The sequence below is a fragment of the Litchfieldia alkalitelluris genome (assembly GCF_002019645.1).
GTDB classification, from domain to species: domain Bacteria; phylum Bacillota; class Bacilli; order Bacillales; family Bacillaceae_L; genus Litchfieldia; species Litchfieldia alkalitelluris.
In genome coordinates this window covers 4933766-4955126 of the sequence record NZ_KV917374.1, presented here as the reverse complement: position 1 = coordinate 4955126, position 21361 = coordinate 4933766, and the positions used below count along the sequence as shown (strand labels likewise).

The window sequence follows — 21361 nt, the reverse complement described above, 5'->3', positions numbered from 1 at the left end:
TCACTCTTCCATTGTTTTACAATCGGGATTAGAGGAGGAATTATATGAAAGCAGTCGCAATAGAACAGTACGGAAGTAGGGATCAATTGAAGTTGATGGAGCTTGCATACCCAACCGTTAAACCAAAAGATGTGTTAATTGAGGTACATGCAGCAGCTGTGAATCCAGTTGATATTGCGATCCGCGAAGGCTACCTCCATCGTAGGTTAAACTCTTCCTTTCCACTTATATTAGGGTATGATGTGGCGGGTGTTGTAAAAGAAGTCGGGGAAAAAGTGACTAATTTTAGTATTGGGGACGAAGTGTATAGCTATCCTGAGTTAACAAGAAACGGTACATATGCAGACTATGTGAGTATTGATGAAAGTTTTGTTGCTAGAAAACCACGAAATATTTCTTTTTATGAAGCAGCCTCAATCCCACTAGTTGGAACAGCTGCCTGGCGGGGATTGGTTGAAAGAGGGAATGTTGGACACGGACAAAGAGTGCTTATACTTGGTGGTTCAGGTGGGGTTGGTAGCTTTGCCGTACAGCTTGCGAAAAGCTTAGGTGCTTATGTAGTAGCAACAACGAGTAGAAGCAATGTTGATTTTGTGAAAAAGCTCGGAGCAGATGAGGTATTAGATTATACTACAGATCATTTTTCCTACGAACAAGGTTTTGATCTTGTCTTTGATACGGTAGGGAGAAATGTATTCGAGCAAGCCTTTGAAATAATTAAGGCAGATGGGAAATTAATTACTATAGCTACTTTTCCAACTGAAAAGGATCATATCAAAGCGCAAAAAAAAGGAATTCATCTAGAATTCTTCATTAGTGATCCTAGTGGAGAAGTAGTAAAAAAGATTACTACATTAATAGAAAATAAAAAAGTAAAACCGATAACAGGTGAAATTTTTTCAATCGATGAGATTGTAAAGGCACATGAACTTAGTGAAACAAATCATGCTCGTGGAAAAATTGTCATTTCAATTAAATAACTTGGTTATCATAGATGAATTTGTCTAAAACGTCGTTAAGGATATCTCAAAAGTTAAAAGCGAACTTGTGAGACATCCATTTTTTATTTGAATTTGGACTGCGTTCTTATTTTTAAAGAATTCATAAAACCATACTCTACTACCTTCATCAAGTAAATCCAAATTTTCACTGACTTTAAAAGCGAATTCCTTATATGCATTACCCGCAGCGGTAACAATTTACGGTCTCTTACCAAATCATTCTAAATAATAAAACCTAAGAGAGATAGAAATCATTTTGCAAAATTTTAAGTTTTCTTAGTTATATTAACAACAATAACTTTCTTATCTGCTGTATAGTAAAAATAGGCCTTTGTAAAGAACTAAAATAGTAATCGCTGGCTTAATTATAGATAAGGGGGATATGAAGTGAGAAAAATTATTTTGACTACTGAAAGTGGAGCGGATTTACCTGAAGATTTAGCTAGCCGATATGCTGTTCAAGTGGTTCCTATGCATATCATTATGGATGGTAAGGATTATTTAGATGGTTCTTTACCTATTAAAGATATTTATGACTATTATGGACGCACCAAAAAAATACCATCTACAACCTCCACTAATGCTCATGAATATCAAGAGTTTTTTACAAAAATAAAATCGGATTACCCAGATTGCATTATTGTCCATATTGGTTACACGTCAAAGGCATCTTCCTCGTTTCAAAATGCGGTAATCGCAGCGGAAGAGTTTGAAGACCTTTTTCTAATTGATGCTTTGAACGTAACAGGTGGTTTAACAGCTATTGTCATGTATGCTGTATCTTTGTTAGAGAAAGAGCCTGATATTGAACCTGTACGATTAGTTGAAAAAATAGAGTCAATGGTTCCTAAGTCAAGGTTGGCTTTCATTCCCGGCAGCTTGGAATTTTTAAGAGCCGGTGGACGTGTAAGTAATATTGCGTATCTTGGAGGAGCGTTGTTAAAAATAAAGCCGTGCATAGAATTAATTGACGGAAAGCTTGTTTCTACAAAAAAATACCGTGGGAAAATGAACGTTGTTTCTGAAAAACTTATGCGAGAGTTTTTAACTCAATATAACATTGATAGAGAACAGCTTTATTTTATCTACTCAATCGGACTTGAAGAAAGTATCAAACAACAGATGGACGAACTTGCCAAAGAAACTGGATTCAAAAATGTAAAATGGATCCAAGCTGGTGCAATGATTACTACTCACTCTGGACCTGGAGGATTTGGAGTTGCAGGGTTAGAGTTATAGAAAAGAGTTTAATGGATTAATATATATATTCTTTATCAAGAGGACCTCCGTTCAAACAGAGGTCCTTTATTCAGTTTTCCTAGTTCACAAATAAATTTGATATATTGCTGTTGTCATATTTACTCCATTTTTTGCGTCTCTTTTAGGTGATATACTGTTGTTTAAGGTAGGGTATGTCGTAAATGGAAAAGTTTTAAGGTGAAAAAATTTTAAACAGAAAACTGTTGGTACAGATATGTTATTTTTTAGTGTTTTGTAGTGTGGACGATTGATGAATTATTCTTATAACAAACTAATTACTCCAAACTTGAGCATAATAATAACATATAAAAATAGAAAGGAAATTGATACATGACCACTTTAGTAGCACTAACCCCAATTATTGCAGTCATGTTGTTTCTGGTTGTTTTCCGCCCGCAGTGAAGGCAATGGCGATTAGTTTAGCTGCTACAGCGTTTTTGGCAGTTGTTTATTGGAAGGTGCCACTACAAATTATTCGCGATCATTCGTATGACGATAGTGCCGATGCTGTATTATTCTCTTTTTGCTGGACTAATTGGATTAATCCTTATGCTAGTGACATAATTATATAAATTTAATAGTAGGTGTATTCCTACCTATGTAACAAGAAGAGGACCTATCTTGGTCCTCTTCTAATTGTTTAAACATTTCTAATAAATTTCTATTAACTTAATAGTTGTAGTGTCTGCCCCGGCACCTATCCCCTCGAGACCTCGAGAATTTCAGACACTTCCGGCATAAAGCAGCCTGCTTAGTCAGGGGCTCCATCTCTGTCGGGGCAGTTGCGCGATTGACTTATTCTAATCTATCAATAAATAACTGTGCATGATGAGATAAATTCATTTTAGCTGTCGAAGAAATATGTGTTTGCTTTGTTTTGTGGTTAAGTTGATTCAAATACTTATCCATAAATTTAATCGCTTGTTTTTCTGAGCCCTTTTGTAAATGGTGCTCAACTTGTCTTAATGTGTTTTCTAATTGAGAAGTTAAAGGACCTTTTAATTGTCCACTAGCTTTATATTCCCCCATAAGCTTCTCTAAGGCACTTACTTCACCAGGACTCCAATATTCTGGAACTGAAACATTCGCGAAATCTGTATCTGATGCAAAATAGAAGCTTGGATATGCAGGTTGATTATATGCTGTGTTTTGCCATGCAATTCCTGTTCGATATTGTGCATCATGCATAAGTGTATAAAGCTTACGGTCTGTTACCTCATCGCTAAGGTAAATACGGATTGCTGAGCTATCTTCGGTACGCACAAGTAACTCTTCTCTCCAGTCACCGAATACATCAGCTACTAGGTTTGGGTTACCCTTTGTCCAGTTGTTTGTTCTAGTTCCTTCAGCAGTAAGAACTTTGCCCTTTTTCCAGTCATCAATCGAAGGGGTTTGGTCACGTGAACCATTCACGATTTGGGTTGTCATGTCCCCAGCCCATTTTATATTCATATTCGTTCCAGGTCCGATATTACTAATTTTTTTCCCATCTGCCGACCATAATCCAACAGCCCAAGTCTCCAAGCCTCTTTGTTCCGGATCAACATCACCTATCATGCCTCGGCCAGTATCTTTTCCAGTGTATCCTCCATAAATTACTTCACCAGTCGCTGCATCTCGTAAAGCATATCCATATGGCGCCCAACGTCCGCCTTCATGTACCATAAAGATTTCTAAGCCTTCGCGGTCTGGGTCAATATCAGCCACGTGAAGGGCATCCCCATGTCCAAGTCCTGCTTCTACTCCTGGCATGCCACTACCTTCAGGCATTATTGCGCGTGAATTATATAAAAGGGAACCATCATTGTCGATTGTAGAAGATCCATAGATGATTTCCTGCTTGCCATCTCCATCCACATCGGCCGTACTTAATGAGTGTGCTCCTTGAGTTGTCAGTAAAGCAAATTCTTCATTTGTCCCTGGTCTACCATGTGGTCCATCGTTAAACGGATTTGTCATCGGAGCCCAGCCGCTATCCACCGTCCATTTTTCCTTCAGATTCTTACCATCCCAGTCATATGAAACAAGTGTAGATCTAGTATAATATCCACGGGCAAAAATTGCTGACGGTTTCTCTCCATCAAGATAAGCTACACCAGCAAGAAATCGATCAACGCGGTTGCCCGGCTCAATTCTGCTCATCGCATAATCTCCCCACATCAATCCATCGTCATGACGTTCAGTCTTATAGTGTATCGTCTCCATTTCTTTTCCTGTTTCCCCGTTAAATACAGTTAAATACTCAGGACCTTTCACAATGAAGCCCTCAAAATCTCTTAAATCATTACGGCTACTTCTTGCAGGAGCATACACATCAATAAAATAATCTGCTAGACTTGCTGCATCTTCTTTAGATAACGGGTAACTATATTCAGGCTCTATACCAAAGCTTTCTTCCAATGTTGCCGGCCAGTTTCCAGCTATGACCTCTTCATGCTCATGCCAGCCCATAAACATCTCGACCACATGGTCATAATAATCCTCGCTACTCATACGATAGTCATCACTGTGACTATAACCAGCATCTAGATCTTCTTGTGGCATGGTAATATATTCTTCTGAAGCTACAGTTCCAGTTGAATCAAACTTGATGATTTTTGTACCTGGGGCAGTTTTAAACATGGTTTCTGCTTTTCCATCTCCATCAAAATCATAGACTAAGAACTGGGTGTAATGGGCGCCAGAGCGGATATTTACTCCTAAGTCAATTCGATATAAAATTGTTCCATCTTGTTTGTAGGCATCAATATACGTATTTCCTGTATACCCTTTTTGTGAAACGTCCTTAGAGTTAGACGGATCCCATTTAACGAAAAATTCATATTGGCCATCACCATCAACATCACCAACACTCATATCATTTGCATGATACGTATAAGCTTCACCTGCAGGAGTTACTCCATCTTCTGGCTTATGTAGTGGCAAATCATAGTAGGAATCAGCCCAAGGAGACACTGCTTCACTTTTGTCTAGCTCCTTTTTACCTACGACAACGCTTACAAAATAAACTGAATCAGATGTGCCATCTTTATCTAAGAAGTTAGTGCTGTTATCAACTGTTGCGATTTTTTTGCCATCACGATACACATTGAAGTTTGCGCCAGTCAAACCATTGTCCGTATACCCGGTGACTTCATTAGCCAGTAATCGCCATGAAAGAAAGTTTCCTTCAGATGTGGATGCCGCTACTAAACCTCGATCTAAGTGCTCAAGTTGGATTCCATTATTGCTAGAAACTGGAGTCTTGTCCTTCCCAGCCGCTGCTTGTGCACCAACTACTCCTGTAAATAACAGACTAGTTGCTAAAACATTGGTAACAATTTTTTTTGATAATGAAGCTTTTTTCATGTTTTCACCTTCCAGTATTTTTATAGTAAAACTCTTCTACTTTCCGCTTCCCCTATAAAGTTTGCATAAGGTGACAAAATACACTAAGTTTTGACAGCGCTTACATTTTAGTTTGATTGCATCTCCTTTCGAGCATTTTTCTCCCGGAAAAAATAATCCTAGTAAAGGATTTAAGTCTGGGAATACTCTGTAATTATAAGAACGAAGTACAAACTTGCGTATCAAATAATTAGAGATGTTTGTTTGAAAAACAGTGATTGAAAAAGAAAAGGAAAATGGTCCTACATCAATCACAGCCTATAGTCTGAGTTATCATTTCAAGGAAGTAGCCCTAAACTACTAATTTGAAATAGCAGTATAAAAATCAATCACTTCACAATATGATGAAGATTTCAAAAAAGTGATAAGCAATGGCTATTTCATGTTCCGTCGATTATATAGTTATAGTGTTTATGTTACTTACGTTGTCCTATTTGTTTTTTATATGTAAAATAAGATAATAGAAAAAATTAAACAACATGGGGGGCAAACGTGGATTATCAACTTAAAGAGAACTTTAAATTATTTGCATTAAACTCAAACCAAACGCTATCAAAAGAGATAGCCAACCTTTTAGGTTGTAAAATAGGAAAAAGCTCTGTTACGCGTTTTAGTGATGGAGAAATTCATATTCACATAGAAGAAAGTATTCGGGGAAGCGAAGTATTTGTTGTTCAATCTACTTCATACCCAAGTAATGAACACATTATGGAGCTTCTAATCATGATTGATGCCTTGAAAAGAGCAGCTGCAAAAACAATTAATGTGGTTATACCATACTACAGTTATTCACGCCAAGATCGAAAAGCTAGAGCAAGAGAACCTATTACGGCAAAACTGATTGCAAACCTCTTAGAAAGAGCAGGGGCTTCAAGAGTACTGACGATGGACTTACATGCACCTCAAGTTCAGGGCTTTTTTGATATTTCTCTGGAGCACCTAGTAGGGGTACCAATCTTTGTAGATTATTATCAGAATAAGGGATTAGACGATGTCGTGTTTGTTGCTCCGCATAAAGGCAGTGTCGTAAGAGCCCGGAAAATGGCCGCCAGATTAGGTGCACCTATTGCTTTAATTGACAGAAGGCACCCTGAACGAAATATGTCTGAAATTATGAACATTGTAGGTCATATAGAAGGACAAAATGTGATTATTGTCGATGATCTAATTGATACAGCGGCTACTATTTCCAACGCAGCGGCAGCCTTAGCTGAAAAAGGGGCAAAAGCAGTGTATGCTTGCTGTACACACGCGGTACTTTCTGGGGAAGCGATTAATAGAATTGAACAGTCAGCCATTAAAGAGTTAGTGGTGACGAATACGATTGAGATACCATCAGAAAAGAAAATAGAAAAGCTGATTACCTTATCTGTTGCACCGTTGTTTGTAGATGCGATAGATCGCATTCATAATGAGAAAGCATTAAGCCCTTTATTTGAGTAAGTTGTTATTGGTCATTTGAAGATTTTAATTTATCCCACAAAATTTCAGGAACGGGCTTGTAAAAAAGAATAATAAAACTTTCGAACACACCAATAAGCACCATTATTGGTGTGTTTCTTTATGGCTGTTATCGTATACTATGCCGCTTTTAGCGCTCTCTTAAAAATCACTATGAACTAAGTAGATTGGCATCTTTTCTTCCTAACATTAACGATAACATCTAGTGAAATTGTGTAACTAGTCGAAAAATAGAGCAATTAGTCTTCAGAAAAGAGCCTTCTTTATTTAATTTCTAATTCGCAAAAATATAATTCACTAAATTTGTCACCTAAATGATTTTTGTCGCAATTGCAACGAAATAGAAATAAAATCAGTGTATGTTAATTTGTTGCATTTACAACATTGTTTTTTGAAAGGGGTTAATCATGAAAGAAATCCTTCGTGAAATTGGAATGATAGCAAGGGCATTAGATTCTATAAGTAATATCGAATTTAAAGAATATGAGCTTACAAAAGGGCAATATCTATATCTTGTTCGAATATGTGAAAATTCAGGAATCATACAAGAAAAGCTCGCTGAGATGATTAAAGTAGATCGAACAACTGCAGCTCGTGCTATAAAAAAACTTGAGTTAAATGGTTTTATTGAAAAGAGAGACGATGAAACTAACCAAAAAATCAAAAAACTTTTTCCAACAGAGAAAGGGAAAGATGTTTATCCTTCAATAAAGAAAGAAAATGAACATTCCAATAAAGTTGCTTTGGAAGGACTTTCTGAAGCGGAAGTAGAGACTATATTTAATCTTCTTTAAAGAGTAAGGAAAAATGTTGAAGTCGATTGGGAATCTGTTAAAAAGGGAAAAAAGAGAATTTATTGATTAAATAAAGGAATGAAATCTAATGACGATTAATTTTAAAGGATGCACCAATGAAGAACTGAGCATACTTCAAGAAATTGGTTATACAGATGAAATGGTGCAGGCTTCGGTTCATTACAAAAAGGAGTAAATGGAATTTACTCCTTAATCTTTATTTACTGGTAATGACTTCTTTCTTCGCCGGGATTCTCGATTTATCTGTATTCCAATATACAGTTCCCATTGCACCTAATAATAAAATTCCGGTTACCAAAAATACGCTTTGAACCGGAAATACTCCTCCAAGTAACCCACCAATAATTGGACCAATCATTCCGCCAATTTGGTTTGAGGTTTGATTCAAACTGAATGCTCGTCCACGGAATTCTTCTTGGGTAGATGTAACAACGAGCCCATTTAGTGCAGGGAAAATCGCGCAGTAAAAGACACCATATATAAACCTAGTGATTGAGAAACCCCATATTTGGGAGAAAATGATTTGAGCCAATGTTCCAATTCCAGCACCCAGCAGACCAATGAATAAAACACGTTTAAATCCAACTTTGTCTGCCCACTTTCCCCAGATTGGTGCAAATAGAGCACTAGCAATCCCAGGTAGCGAAATGATAAAACCTGTAAGTAACGATGCATATTTAGAAGAACCGCTTAAGTCCGCAATGTATAAAGGAAGAATCGGTTCAATCGTCATGACTGAGCAACTGACTATAAGGGTTAGGATAAGTACAAGTAAGAAAGGTCGATTGTTGAGCGCTACTTTAAAGTCTCTTTTAATAGAGCTTTTTTCCTTACTTGGCTTAAAGTTTTCTTCTTTTACCCAAAAAATAATAAGGAGGGTTGCAAAAAAAACGATAATCCCTGCGCTTGCAAATGCCCAACGATTTCCTACGAGTTCTGCCATTCCTCCTCCTAATAATGGGCCCATAATCATTCCTGATGCAGTCGCTGAAGAAATGAGAGCTAGAGCATAACCCACTTTCTCCCTTGGTGTATTCGTACCAATTAAAGCTATCGCTCCTGGAATATATCCACTTAATAATCCTTGTAGGATGCGTAATCCTAATATTTGATATGGATTTGTGACAAACGCCATTAGTGTATAAACAACAAAAAGTGCGAATCCTGCCCGAATGATCATCGGCTTTCTACCATATTTATCAGCCATACTTCCCCAAAACGGTGTTGCGATTGCACCTGCAAAAAATGCAGAACTAAATATCAATCCTGACCACAGTTCGGTATGATCATGTACTCCTATTTGAAGTAGAAATATCGGTAAAAAAGGGATAACCATTGAAAAGCTGGCTGCTGTAAAAAATGCTCCAATCCATAGTATCCATAAATTTCGTTTCCAGGTTGGCATATGTTCCATCTCCAAATTAAGTAAAGAAATTTTAATATTCTAATAGTATCATATAAATTTCTTATTTTCATATCCGAAATTTTCGATGTGTGAAATATTTATGACTTGTATAGGAAAACAGCGTGAAGATCTTTTACAAAAAAATTTTTAGAATGGTTAAAAACTAATTGGAAAAAATAATGAATGGTAAAAAGAAAGGGGAAAATTCATGACATCAATTTTATTCAATTCAGTAAAGCTGGGGAATACAACTATCAATAATCGAGTTGGTGTTGCACCGATGACACGCACAAGTGCAACTCCTGAAGGTTTAGTTACTGATCAAATGGTTAACTATTACGCTGATTTTGCTCGTGGTGGCTTTGGATTAATTATTACAGAAGGAACTTATCCTGATAGTAAGTATAGCCAAGGATACTTTGAGCAACCAGGTTTAATTGACAAAGATCAAGTCCAAGCGTGGAAAATGGTAACAGAAGCTGTTCATCAAGAAGGCAGCAAAATATTTGTTCAATTAATGCATGCAGGTGCGTTATCACAAGGTAACAGATTTACCAGTGAAACCCTTGGGCCATCTCCTGTTCAACCTAAAGGAGAGCAAATGAAATTCTATGGTGGAGATGGGCCCTTCAAAGTTCCAAAGGAAGCTACACAAGACGACATCACAGAATTGGTTAAAGGGTTTGTAGATGCATCAAAGAAAGCAAAAGAAGCTGGCTTTGATGGAATTGAAATTCATGGCGCGAATGGCTACATATTAGATCAATTTCTTACAGATTATATGAATCAACGAAACGATGAATACGGTGGCTCAACAGAAAATCGTGTAAAACTGCTAGTAGAGGTATCAAAAGCAGTCCGTGAGGCTGTGGGTACAGATTATACAGTTGGGATCCGCATTTCACAAGGAAAAGTAAATGATTATACACATAAATGGGCCGGAAAAGAAAAAGACGCTGAAATTATTTTTCGGGAATTAGGAAAGGCTGGATTGGATTATATCCATGTTACGGAATATGAAGCATGGCAACCGGCATTTCCTGAGGGAGAAGGAACCGTCGCCACAGATTCCGCCTTTGGTGATGGAGGAGAGTCACTCGCTGGACTAGCAAAAAAGTATAGTAAATTGCCGGTCATAGCTAACGGAGGTTTACATGATCCTGATAAGGCAATACAAATCATTGAAAATGGTGATGCTGATGTTATTACATTAGGCAAGGGAGCATTAGCAAACCATGATTGGGTGACTAAAGTTAAAAGTGGCCAAACTTTAAGTGAGTTTAATCCTGAAAGAATTTTAAGTCCGAATGCTAAAATAAAGGATTTTGAAGCGTAAATGATAGGGCTTACTCAAAAATATGATTAGACAAACTGTTTTTGCTGTATCTACATCTGAAACTAGACTATCTTGACAGGTGTAAACTGAATAGCAGTAAAGTCTCATCTCATTCTTAGAGATGAGGCCTTTTAAAATTTTGGTTCGTATTGTTTTGTTTTAAGATATAAAATTGTTATACTTATTGCAAATTTTATATATGAGTTGTGCAGAATGGAGTTACTCAAGTAATGAATAAATTATTGTTTACTATATTAATAGTAATTAGTACCGGACTAATGGGCTCTTCGTTTGCCATTGGAAAGATTGGATTAAACTATGTTTCACCTTTACTTTTAGTTGGTTTGCGTTTCACCATTGCTGGAGTTTTAATGTCTGGGGTGGTTATTCTATTAAAACGAATTCACCCTAAGCGTATAACTGATTGGATAAAGATCCTAACTGTTGGCTTCTTTCAAACAACAGCAGTTATGGGATGTATATTCCTAAGTATTCGTACAATTACAGCTGGTGAGTCTTCGATCTTAACCTTCACAAATCCTTTGCTCGTTGTGATTCTGAGCACTATTTTCTTAGGAATAAGATACAGGTGGATTCAATGGGTAGGCGTGTTAATTGGTATAGTTGGCGTCTATATTACTTTAGGAGCAAGCTTAAATATCCAACAATCTGGCACACTTTTTGGGCTTGGAAGTGCAATCGCCTGGGCTATTGCTACCGTTTTGCTAAAAAAGTGGGGATCAACATTTGATACATGGGTATTAACTGCATATCAGATGTTGTTTGGAGGGATACTACTCTTAGTGGGTAGCCTTTTATTTGAACAAGTAACTTTTGTGCTAAATTCCTTATCTATTTTTATCATTTTATGGCTTGCTATCATGGCATCAATTATTCAATTTGCTACTTGGTTTTTTCTTTTAAGTAAAGAAGATTCAGCTAAGGTAAGTTCTTTCCTATTTCTTGCTCCATTCTTTGGTGTGATTTTTGGATGGATACTACTAAATGAAGAAATACATCTATCAACATTAGCTGGTGGAGGATTTATATTAATAGCCATATTTTTAGTGAACAAACGAGCAACGAAGGTAAAAGAGGTTGAATATAACAAGTAAGAAATAAGAAGAGTAAAGTAAATCGGGTGAAAAAAGAGTTATGAATATTATAACTCTTTTTTTATTTCTAAATAATGTTGTTAAAATACTTTATTATGGGAGTTTCGACCAAATGTTTATTACGATAATAAGGTCAAAACTATTCATAGAGGAACATGGATGCAACTTGAAAGTATTCGAGAACGGTTCTTGGTGAACAAGGTGCGATTATTTTTCAGATGGAACTCATGAAGCTCGTCTCTAACATAAAGGAAAATAAAATGAGAGCAAGGTTAATGCATTTGTAAAAAAATGATAATATTTGTTGGTATTTACAATAAATATGGTGAAATTAACCTATAATATTAATGATTTTCGATAATGGCAAACCTATTGAAAGGTAGGGACGCAAAACTACGGGCCTAAAGCAATTGCTATGGTAGCCGGGTCGCCGAAAAAGTTGGATGATATCAAATGTGGGATCCACCTATTTAGGCGGGTCCTTTTTGTTATGTAAAACTAAGCTGTATAAATCATATCTAGGGGTGATATCATGGCTATACAAAAAGAGTTAGACGAAGTTCTAGATTCGCCAACATCTACAAACGATTTATTTGAAGAATTAGGATTTTTTCAAGTAGCTAATGAAAGTCATGAAGAAGAAGTAAGATTATCCTAAAATAACGGAAGTAACTAACATGGATCATTCATTAAGCTCTAACATAGAATTAATCGAACCTTTAAATGAAGACCAAGCAAACAAGGGATTTTTTCAAAATAGAAAACCGAACCCTAACAACGAAACAAAAATTAAGATGAGATTTAAGACACTATTTGAATAATATTCATTAAACCAACCTATGTCATTCTTTTTTGTAGAAGAGATCTACAATATCAAGAAAATTGGTGTAGGTTTTTAAGCTATCAAGGTGGTTTTGGTGATCTGAAGAGGAGCTTGTACATGTCAAAATAGTATACTCTTTTAGTCAATATAAGTTACCCTAAATTCGACTTTCATGCTCTATAATGTAATTAGAAAGCGTTTACAAGGTAAGTGACAAGGGGGTGCCTAAATGGAAGTAAAGGTTCAAACCCATGAATCTACAGCAAGAACAAACTTAAACCAGAAGATGAAAAGAAAAACGAATCTACTTAAAATATTGAGCTATGCAGCATTCGTTGGTCCAGCTCTTTTATTCTTTCTGGTGATTCAAATCATTCCGTTTTTTATGGGAATCTATTATTCTTTTACATCTTGGAATGGAGTTAGTTCAACTGTCGAGTGGGTCGGGTTAGAGAATTATATAAAAATCTTCTCCAATGATAGACAATTTATGGAATCATTCTTATTCACAACAAAATTTATGTTTGCTGCAGTTATCATAAGTAATTTAATTGGTTTCAGCTTAGCTTTATTATTAAATGCAGCATTAAAGACTCGAAATATATTAAGAACCGTATATTTCATACCAAATGTAATTGGTGGACTATTACTTGGATTTATCTGGCAGTTCATTTTTGTGAAAGGGTTCGCATCAATCGGCGCAATTACTAACATACCTTTCTTTAAATTGGCATGGCTGGGTGATGAAAAAACAGCGTTTTGGGGAATTGTTATTGTGTTTGCTTGGCAAATAAGTGGTTATATGATGGTCATTTATATAGCGGCATTACAAGGGTTGGATACAAATCTGCTAGAAGCTGCTAAAATAGACGGTGCGAATAGTTGGACGATATTAAGAAAAATTATTATTCCTTTAATCCTTCCAGCGTTTACAATTTGTTTCTTCTTAACCATTTCGATGGCTTTCAAAATCTTTGATCTAAATTTATCATTAACAGGTGGAGGTCCATTTAACTCTACGCAATCGGTTGCAATTAACATATATCAAGAGGCATTCCAAAATAACCGTTATGGACTTGGTACAGCTAAATCAATACTATTCTTCTTAGTTGTTGCTATATTTACGACAGTTCAGGTGCTTGCTACAAAGAAAAGGGAGGTCGAGGCTTAATGAATGCAAAGTATTCGAAAAAGACTTTTTTGCTTGAAGTTATTGGTATTCTAATCGCCTTTATCTTCCTTATCCCATTTTACTTTGTAGCAGTCAATTCAGTAAAAGGCTTTGCTGAAATCTTAATTGATGCAGCAGCATGGCCAAAAGAAATACTGTTTTCAAATTATGCAAAGGTATGGGAAATCATTAACTTTCCACGGGCGTTTTGGAATTCATTAGTGATTACCGTATTTAGCAATATAGGGCTAGTTGTAATTAGTTCAATGGCAGCCTGGAAAATGGTACGAACACCGGGGAAGCTTAGTAAGTTTTTATTTATCTTCTTTGTCTCAGCGATGGTCATTCCGTTTCAGACGGTGATGATTCCGCTAATGAAGCTAGGTGGTGCTCTGAATCTTACAAATAGTATCCCAGGGTTAATCATCATGTACTTCGGATTTGGTGTTCCATTGTCATTATTCTTATATCACGGGTTTGTAAAAACAGTGCCTATGGAAATCGAGGAATCTGCTCGAGTAGATGGCTGTAGTCAATTTGGAGTGTTTTGGAGAATTGTTTTCCCACTCTTGAAACCGATTACAGTAACTGTTGTTATTTTAAATACGCTTTGGATTTGGAATGATTTCTTATTACCAATGCTTGTTTTACAAGATGCTGAATTAAGAACAATTCCGTTGGCAACAAGTTCATTTTTTGCACAATATACGAAGCAATGGGATATGGGGCTCGCAGCGTTAGTGTTAGGTATTACTCCAGTCATCATTTTCTTCCTATTCTTACAAAAACATATTATTAAAGGAATTGCGGCAGGATCCATTAAGTAGTTTGTTAGGGTTATAGCCTTTTGTAGCTTACCGATAAAGCTGTAAAAGATTATATATAAAATGACCAAAACATTAGGGGGTAAATTTTTATGAAGAAAAGCCGATTAGTACTGATTTTCTTATCGATGTTTTTAATGGTTGGAATCATTGCCGGATGTGGAAATGAGAAGTCCAACGGAGAAACACCTAATACAGATACAGACAATGGTGGAGACGAAGTTGTAACACTTGATTTCTTTCAATTCAAGGTAGAGATTGCAGATCAACTCCAAGAAATGATCAATGAATTTGAAGCAGAGCATCCAAATATTAAAATTAAGCTTGAAACAGTTGGCGGTGGTGCTGATTATGGTGCAGCATTAAAAGCGAAATTTGCTTCAGGTGAAAAGCCTGACATTTTTAACAATGGAGGTTTTAAGGAGCTTGAGCTTTGGAAGGAGCATTTAGCGGACCTGTCAGAGGAACCATGGGTAGAGCATGTACTTCCAATTGGTAAGGTTCCTATGACTGATACTGATGGTAAGCTTTATGGAATGCCAGTAAACCTTGAAGGTTATGGATTTATCTATAATAAAGACTTATTTGAAAAGGCAGGTATTACTGAGCCTCCAACAACAGTATCTGAACTAAAAGATGCTGCCCAAAAGCTTGAAGATGCAGGTATTACTCCATTTGCAGCTGGTTATGGTGAGTGGTGGGTAATTGGTCAACATTTATTAAATATTCCATTCGCTCAGCATGAAGACCCAGTTGCATATATTGAGGGATTATATGATGGTTCGCAAAAAATTGTAGGTGACGAACAGTTTATGCAGTTTAAAGAAGTACTTGATACTGAAATTAAATTTGCAAATGATAATCCATTAACAACAGACTACAATACGCAAGTAACGCTATTTGCATCAGGTCAAGCGGCGATGCTACAACAAGGAAACTGGACAGAAAATATGATTTATGAAATTAATCCAGAAATTAATATGGCATTTTTACCAATTCCAATTAATGATGATGAAGCAGCATCAGATCGTTTGCCAATTGGGGTTCCGAATAACTGGGTTCTTAACAAAAATTCAGAACACCTAGAAGAAGCTAAACTATTCCTAAATTGGATGGTATCATCTGAAACTGGAAAGAGATATTTAACAGAAGAATTCGCATTCATTCCAGCCTTTGATAATATTGAACCAGCTGGATTAGGTGATTTAGGCTTATCAATTCTTGAATACTCAAAAGATGACAAGACCATTCCTTGGACATGGTTCAGATGGCCAGATGGTGCAAATAAAGAATTTGCAGCAACCATTCAAGAATATGCTACTGGTAAAATAGACTACGACACAGTTCTCGAACGCTTCCAAAGTACTTGGGATAACTTAAAATAGTACATTACTAATTTAATCTATAGAAGGAATGTCTCAACCTGAGATGTTCTTTCTATAGATATTTTGGTTTTAGGGTAGACTTCCATGCTAATTTGATTCGCACCATAGAGGATGAAAATAGTGTGCTCACTTAGTGTAGAATGAGCGGAGAGCCAGCTGACCAGCGTAGACGTGTAAAAGACGTCACAAAGTTTAGCGAAGTTCAGACCTCTTGGGTGTGCAAGATGGAAAAGCTGTCCGAAGTAGAGTGAGGTTCAGACAGCTTTGGTGTTAGGAGAGGAAAAGCTGTCCGAAGTAGGGTGAAGTTCAGACAGCTTTGGTGTGCAAAGAGGAAAAGCTGTCCGAAGTAGAGTGAGGTTCAGACAGCTTTGGTGTGCAAAGAGGAAAAGCTGTCCGAAGTAGAGTAAGGTTCAGACAGCTAGGGTGTGTGGAGAGGAAAAGCTGTCCGAAGTAGAGTGAGGTTCAGACAGCCTTGGTGTTCGAAATGGAAAAGCTGTCCGAAGTAGAGTGAGGTTCAGACAGCTTTGGTGTTAGGATGGGAAAAGCTGTCCGAAGTAGAGTGAAGTTCAGACAGCTTTGGTGTTAGGAGGGGAAAAGCTGTCCGAAGTAGAGTGAGGTTCAGACAGCTTTGGTGTGCAAAGAGGAAAAGCTGTCCGAAGTAGAGTGAGGTTCAGACAGCTTTGGTGTGCCAAATGGAAAAGCTGTCCGAAGTAGAGTAAGGTTCAGACAGCTTTGGTGTGCAAAGAGGAAAAGCTGTCCGAAGTAGAGTAAGGTTCAGACAGCTTTGGTGTTAGGAGGGGAAAAGCTGTCCGAAGTAGGGTGAAGTTCAGACAGCTTTGGTGTTAGGATGGGAAAAGCTGTCCGAAGTAGAGTGAAGTTCAGACAGCTTTGGTGTTAGGAGGGGAAAAGCTGTCCGAAGTAGAGTGAGGTTCAGACAGCTTTTGTGTTAGGATGGGAAAAGCTGTCCGAAGTAGAGTAAGGTTCAGCCAGCTTTGGTGTGCAAAGAGGAAAAGCTGTCCGAAGTAGAGTGAGGTTCAGACAGCTTTGGTGTGCAAAGAGGAAAAGCTGTCCGAAGTAGAGTGAAGTTCAGACAGCTTTGGTGTTAGGAGGGGAAAAGCTGTCCGAAGTAGGGTAAGGTTCAGACAGCTTTGGTGTGCAAAGAGGAAAAGCTGTCCGAAGTAGAGTGAAGTTCAGACAGCTTTGGTGTGCAAAGTGGAAAAGCTGTCCGAAGTAGGGTGAAGTTCAGACAGCTTTGGTGTTAGGATGGGAAAAGCTGTCCGAAGTAGAGTGAAGTTCAGACAGCTTTGGTGTTAGGAGGGGAAAAGCTGTCCGAAGTAGAGTGAGGTTCAGACAGCTTTGGTGTGCAAAGTGGAAAAGCTGTCCGAAGTAGGGTAAGGTTCAGCCAGCTTGAGTGTGAGAAGAGGAAAAGCTGTCCGAAGTAGGGTAAGGTTCAGAAGCTAGGGTGTGTGGAGAGGAAAAGCTGTCCGAAGTAGGGTAAGGTTCAGACAGCTTGAGTGTGCGAAGAGGAAAAGCTGTCCGAAGTATAGGGAGAGGCAGCGGTTGGAACTCTCCAACCTAAGTTATTTTCAGGTTAGACGAACTGGGGATACTAAATCATAGAATTATATCTTATACTAAAAATACCAGCTTAATAGGAGGAACATCCACATGTTCAAAAAAAGCATCCGAAATAAATTAATATTCTTACTCCTATTAGCGACTATTATTCCTTTCGGGACTTCCATCTACATAACCTATGTCCACACAAAAGAATCAATCACCAATCAAGTGGTCGAAGAAAATAGTAATCTCCTATATCAAGGAAAGGTAAATCTAGAGAGTTACATAAGAGAACTTAATGGCCTTACACTGTCGTTATACAATAATCCGGATTTTATGAATTATATGAGATCTGCACACAAAGAAAACAATTACATGACAATTGGTACCGTGAAGAGTGTATTGCAAACCATTCTTTATGCGGAGGATCACATCGACCGAGTCTACATCTCATTTTTAGATGAAAATAAGCTTGTTTCCATATCCAAAAGGTCAACGGTTGCTTTTTCATCAAATATAAAGGAAACCTATCTAGAGTATTATCAAAAAACAAAAGATAGTCCTTTTAATATGCATATTGAGCCTATCCATTATCAATATGGAGATGATTCGCTTGTTAAACCGCGTCCCAAAAATGTTTTCTCGATTCACCGAGCGTTTACAAATATTCCTTCAAAAGACATTCTTGCTTATATCTCTTTAGAGGTTTCACCTGATGAGATATTCAATATTAGTGAAAACCTTTATAACCGAGAGCGAGAGGAATTCTATATTTTATCTCCACATGGGAAATTAGTGTATAGCTCAAATGTGAAAATTACGGATAATGAAGTGAATCAAGAATGGATTTCGGAATTACTTGCAACTGAACCTGAAAGTGGTACAAAAGAATGGAATGAAGATCAGTTTCATGGGATGATGATTTACGATAAAATGGACAATTCTGCAGGTGGGTGGATTTTAATTAAGAGAATTCCTTATTCAACCCTGTATGAAAGCGCTCTTTCTGTCACGAAAATCAATATTTTATTTGGAATTATTGGCTTGTTACTAGTGATCTTGGCGACTATGTTTGTCACTTTTAAGATTACATCACCGATTAGGATCTTATTGCAAAACATTCAGCAGGTCGAGGCGGGGAATATGCAGGTGCAATTTTCTTCACTGGGTGGTAAGGACGAAATTGGAATACTTGGCGAACGCTTTAAGGGTATGATTGAAAAAATTAATGACTTAATTAATCGAGAATATAAGCTTGAGCTGGAAAATAAGACGAATCAATTGAAGGTTCTACAATCACAAATCAATCCGCATTTTTTATATAATGCCTTACAATCAATTGGAACCATCGCATTGAAAAATAAAGTTCCACAAATTTATACGCTTATTACACACTTATCAAAAATAATGAGATATGGGATGAACACAGATGAGCAGCTTGTTCCATTAATAAAAGAAATCAATTATACAAAGGCGTATCTGCTTTTACAGAAGGAACGGTTTGGTGATAATCTAGATTATTTAGTTGACGTTCATGAAGATGTGATGCAGGTAATAGTTCCTAAGATGGTGATACAACCGATTATTGAGAATTATTTTAAGCATGGATTCGATATAAGAGAAGGTATTGGGAAAATCAGATTGAGATGTAGTCGGGATGAGTCCTTTTTGCAAATCGAAATACGTGATAATGGATTAGGAATATCAGAGAATCGCCTAAACGAAATTCATCAGCATTTTGAAGAAGGAATTCAAAAACTAGATGGAGAAGAATCAAATATCGGATTAAAAAATGTATATGTCCGATTGAAGCTCTATTATAATGGAGAAGCCTCTTTACAATTGAAAAACCGCGACAGTGGTGGACTAAAGGTGATTATAAGGCTACCTATTACGTTAAAGGATGGGGAAAATGAAAGCGATAATCATTGATGATGAAAAACATGTTCGTGAAGGTCTACATTTATTAGCTGAATGGAATCGATTTGGAATTGACATGATTATTGAAGCTGAGGATGGAGAAGAAGCTGTTCAACTTATATCAGAGCACCAGCCTGAAATTATTTTTACGGATATGAGGATGCCCAAAAAGGATGGAATAGGTCTCTTAAAATGGATTTCAGATTCTTCTCTCACAAGTAAAACGATCGTCATCAGTGGATATGATGATTTTGAATATATGAGAAATGCTATCTACTATAAAAGTTTTGACTATATCTTAAAGCCGATTGACCCTGAGATCTTGAATGAAACATTAGAAAGAGCTGTGAATGAATGGAAAGATCAGTATAAGGAGAAAACCGGTAATACGGTCGAAGAGATCTCTCAAAAAGATAAAAATAGTATGTATGATATTGAACAATTTTTAATAGCTAATTATAAACAAGATATTACATTACAAGAAATTGCTGATCAATTTTACCTAAGCAGGGAATATATATCTAGAAGGTTTAAGCAGGAATACAAAGAAACAATTACTGATTATGTCACAAGAATTCGATTAGAGAAGGCAAAGGAGTTATTGTGTAACCCTCATCTCAAAATTTATGAAATCGCCTATCATATTGGATATCATAATGAGAAGTATTTTAGTAAAGTCTTTAAAAAATTGATTGGCATCACTCCAAATGAATATCGCTGTTCCCATTTATCAAAATAAATGAATGGTAGGTAAATGGCAAAAATAGAACAAATAATTAGGTTAGTAAAAAACTAAGATAGAGGTGGAATATGAAGAATTTACGAATGGGGATCATTGGTGTTGGAGGAATTGCACAAGGGCGACATATCCCAGCTTACCTACAATTATCAGATCAGGTATCACTTGAAGCGGTTAGTGATATAAATGAAGAAACAGCAAAGACGGTTGCTAAAACCCATAAAATTAAACACGTTTTTACAAATTATCGAGAGATGTTTGAAGTAGTAGATGCTGTAACCATTTGTACTCCTAATAAATTTCATGCGGAAATCACGGTTGCTGCACTTGAGGCTGGAGTTCATGTTTTGTGTGAAAAACCAATGGCATTAAACATAGAAGAGTGTAATGCTATGATTGATGCTGCGAAAAAGTCAGGAAAAGTATTGTCAATTGCATATCACTATCGATTTATGAAGGATTCTCAAGCAGCAAAGCGTGTGATTTTAGAACAGGAAATTGGTAAGCCGATGGTGGCTAGAGCAAGAGCGTTAAGAAGACGAAAGGTACCAGGCTGGGGTGTTTTTACAAATAAGGAGCTTCAGGGTGGCGGAAGCTTGATTGATTATGGCTGCCATTTCTTAGATTTATCTTTATGGTTGCTCGGGAATCCTGAGCCAGTTGAAGTGATGGGAACTACATATAACAAATTAAGTAAAATGCCAAATCAAGTTAATATGTGGGGCAGTTTTGATCATGAAACGTTTGAGGTAGATGATCATGTGACGGCTTACATTAAGTTTGATAATGGAGCATCTATGCTATTTGAAACATCTTGGGCTGCAAATATCAAAGATGATGAGGAAAGCTTGAGTATTTCAGGTGAAACAGGTGGTATTGATTTATTTCCACTTCAGTTAAATCAAGCAAAACATGGAATGCTGCTTAATAGCAACGTAGCTTATATCGAAGGAGAAGAAGATCCAGGTTTACCACAAGCCAAAAACTTCATCAATGCCTGCTTAGGAACAGAGGAGCTTTTAGTAAAACCAGAGGAAGCTTTACATGTATCAAAGATTATCGATGCGATTTATAAGAGTAGTGAAGAAGGTCGGAGTGTAAGGTTAGATTAATTTCATTGGTGAGGTCGTTTCCCCTTTTTGGAGAGGAAGCGGCTTTT

The 21361-nt window shown here is 37.0% G+C and carries 16 protein-coding genes, 2 pseudogenes and 1 riboswitch; of the genes and pseudogenes, 16 read left to right on the top strand and 2 right to left on the bottom strand.

The window, feature by feature from the left end:
• Positions 1-44 precede the first annotated feature (44 nt).
• The 3 genes from BK579_RS23230 to BK579_RS26190 all read left to right on the top strand — a co-directional run bounded on the left by BK579_RS23230 (position 45) and on the right by BK579_RS26190 (position 2833).
• Positions 45-980: an NADP-dependent oxidoreductase gene (locus BK579_RS23230; RefSeq protein WP_078549662.1), complete on the top strand. Its 936-nt coding sequence runs from the start codon at positions 45-47 to the stop codon at positions 978-980.
• A gap of 408 nt (positions 981-1388) precedes the next feature.
• Complete coding sequence (locus BK579_RS23225; RefSeq protein WP_078549660.1) at positions 1389-2240, top strand: DegV family protein; 852 nt, start codon at positions 1389-1391, stop codon at positions 2238-2240.
• A gap of 428 nt (positions 2241-2668) precedes the next feature.
• Positions 2669-2833 (top strand): hypothetical protein, encoded by a 165-nt coding sequence (locus BK579_RS26190; RefSeq protein WP_204524756.1) that lies wholly within the window; start codon positions 2669-2671, stop codon positions 2831-2833.
• A 223-nt stretch (positions 2834-3056) separates the two neighbouring features.
• Here BK579_RS26190 and BK579_RS23220 read toward each other — a convergent pair whose 3' ends face one another.
• The gene (locus BK579_RS23220; RefSeq protein WP_078549658.1) at positions 3057-5609 is read right to left on the bottom strand and encodes a rhamnogalacturonan lyase; all 2553 of its coding nucleotides are present in this window, start codon (positions 5607-5609) and stop codon (positions 3057-3059) included.
• A gap of 531 nt (positions 5610-6140) precedes the next feature.
• Here BK579_RS23220 and BK579_RS23215 point away from each other — a divergent pair.
• Entirely contained in the window at positions 6141-7091 is a 951-nt protein-coding gene (locus tag BK579_RS23215; protein ID WP_078549656.1) for a ribose-phosphate diphosphokinase, read from the top strand.
• Between the two features lie 425 nt (positions 7092-7516).
• Positions 7517-7969, top strand: a pseudogene (locus BK579_RS23210) (MarR family winged helix-turn-helix transcriptional regulator).
• A 151-nt stretch (positions 7970-8120) separates the two neighbouring features.
• On the opposite strand, the gene BK579_RS23205 reads toward BK579_RS23210, so the two are convergent.
• On the bottom strand, positions 8121-9329 hold the full coding sequence (locus tag BK579_RS23205; protein WP_078549654.1) for an MFS transporter: 1209 nt from the start codon (positions 9327-9329) through the stop codon (positions 8121-8123).
• Between the two features lie 208 nt (positions 9330-9537).
• Between BK579_RS23205 and BK579_RS23200 the strand changes: the two genes are divergently transcribed.
• The 11 genes and pseudogenes from BK579_RS23200 to BK579_RS23165 all read left to right on the top strand — a co-directional run bounded on the left by BK579_RS23200 (position 9538) and on the right by BK579_RS23165 (position 21314).
• Positions 9538-10665, top strand: a complete 1128-nt coding sequence (locus tag BK579_RS23200) for an NADH:flavin oxidoreductase (RefSeq protein ID WP_078549652.1) — start codon at positions 9538-9540, stop codon at positions 10663-10665.
• Between the two features lie 10 nt (positions 10666-10675).
• Positions 10676-10752: pseudogene (locus tag BK579_RS27150) on the top strand (hypothetical protein); the annotation flags it as partial.
• Between the two features lie 143 nt (positions 10753-10895).
• Positions 10896-11780, top strand: coding sequence for a DMT family transporter (locus BK579_RS23195; RefSeq protein ID WP_078549650.1), 885 nt, complete (start codon positions 10896-10898; stop codon positions 11778-11780).
• 352 nt (positions 11781-12132) lie between these two features.
• Positions 12133-12215, top strand: a riboswitch (cyclic di-GMP riboswitch).
• Between the two features lie 97 nt (positions 12216-12312).
• Positions 12313-12438, top strand: a complete 126-nt coding sequence (locus BK579_RS26855; protein WP_268876536.1) for a hypothetical protein — start codon at positions 12313-12315, stop codon at positions 12436-12438.
• Positions 12439-12457: 19 nt separating this feature from the next.
• Entirely contained in the window at positions 12458-12601 is a 144-nt protein-coding gene (locus BK579_RS25905) for a hypothetical protein (RefSeq protein WP_169891234.1), read from the top strand.
• Positions 12602-12889: 288 nt separating this feature from the next.
• A complete protein-coding gene (locus tag BK579_RS23190) occupies positions 12890-13774 on the top strand; it encodes a carbohydrate ABC transporter permease (RefSeq protein WP_235848606.1) in 885 nt (294 codons plus the stop codon).
• On the top strand, positions 13774-14601 hold the full coding sequence (locus tag BK579_RS23185; RefSeq protein WP_078549646.1) for a carbohydrate ABC transporter permease: 828 nt from the start codon (positions 13774-13776) through the stop codon (positions 14599-14601). The genes BK579_RS23190 and BK579_RS23185 overlap by 1 nt, the downstream gene beginning before the upstream one ends.
• An 89-nt stretch (positions 14602-14690) precedes the next feature.
• Positions 14691-15983, top strand: coding sequence for an ABC transporter substrate-binding protein (locus BK579_RS23180; RefSeq protein WP_078549644.1), 1293 nt, complete (start codon positions 14691-14693; stop codon positions 15981-15983).
• A 1668-nt stretch (positions 15984-17651) separates the two neighbouring features.
• Positions 17652-19475 (top strand): sensor histidine kinase, encoded by a 1824-nt coding sequence (locus BK579_RS23175; RefSeq protein ID WP_078549642.1) that lies wholly within the window; start codon positions 17652-17654, stop codon positions 19473-19475.
• Positions 19456-20202 carry a response regulator transcription factor gene (locus BK579_RS23170; RefSeq protein WP_078549640.1) on the top strand — a complete coding sequence of 249 codons (747 nt, stop codon included), beginning with the start codon at positions 19456-19458 and terminating at the stop codon, positions 20200-20202. Before BK579_RS23175 ends, BK579_RS23170 begins: the two co-directional genes overlap by 20 nt.
• A 71-nt stretch (positions 20203-20273) precedes the next feature.
• Entirely contained in the window at positions 20274-21314 is a 1041-nt protein-coding gene (locus BK579_RS23165; protein WP_078549638.1) for a Gfo/Idh/MocA family protein, read from the top strand.
• Positions 21315-21361: the final 47 nt, after the last annotated feature.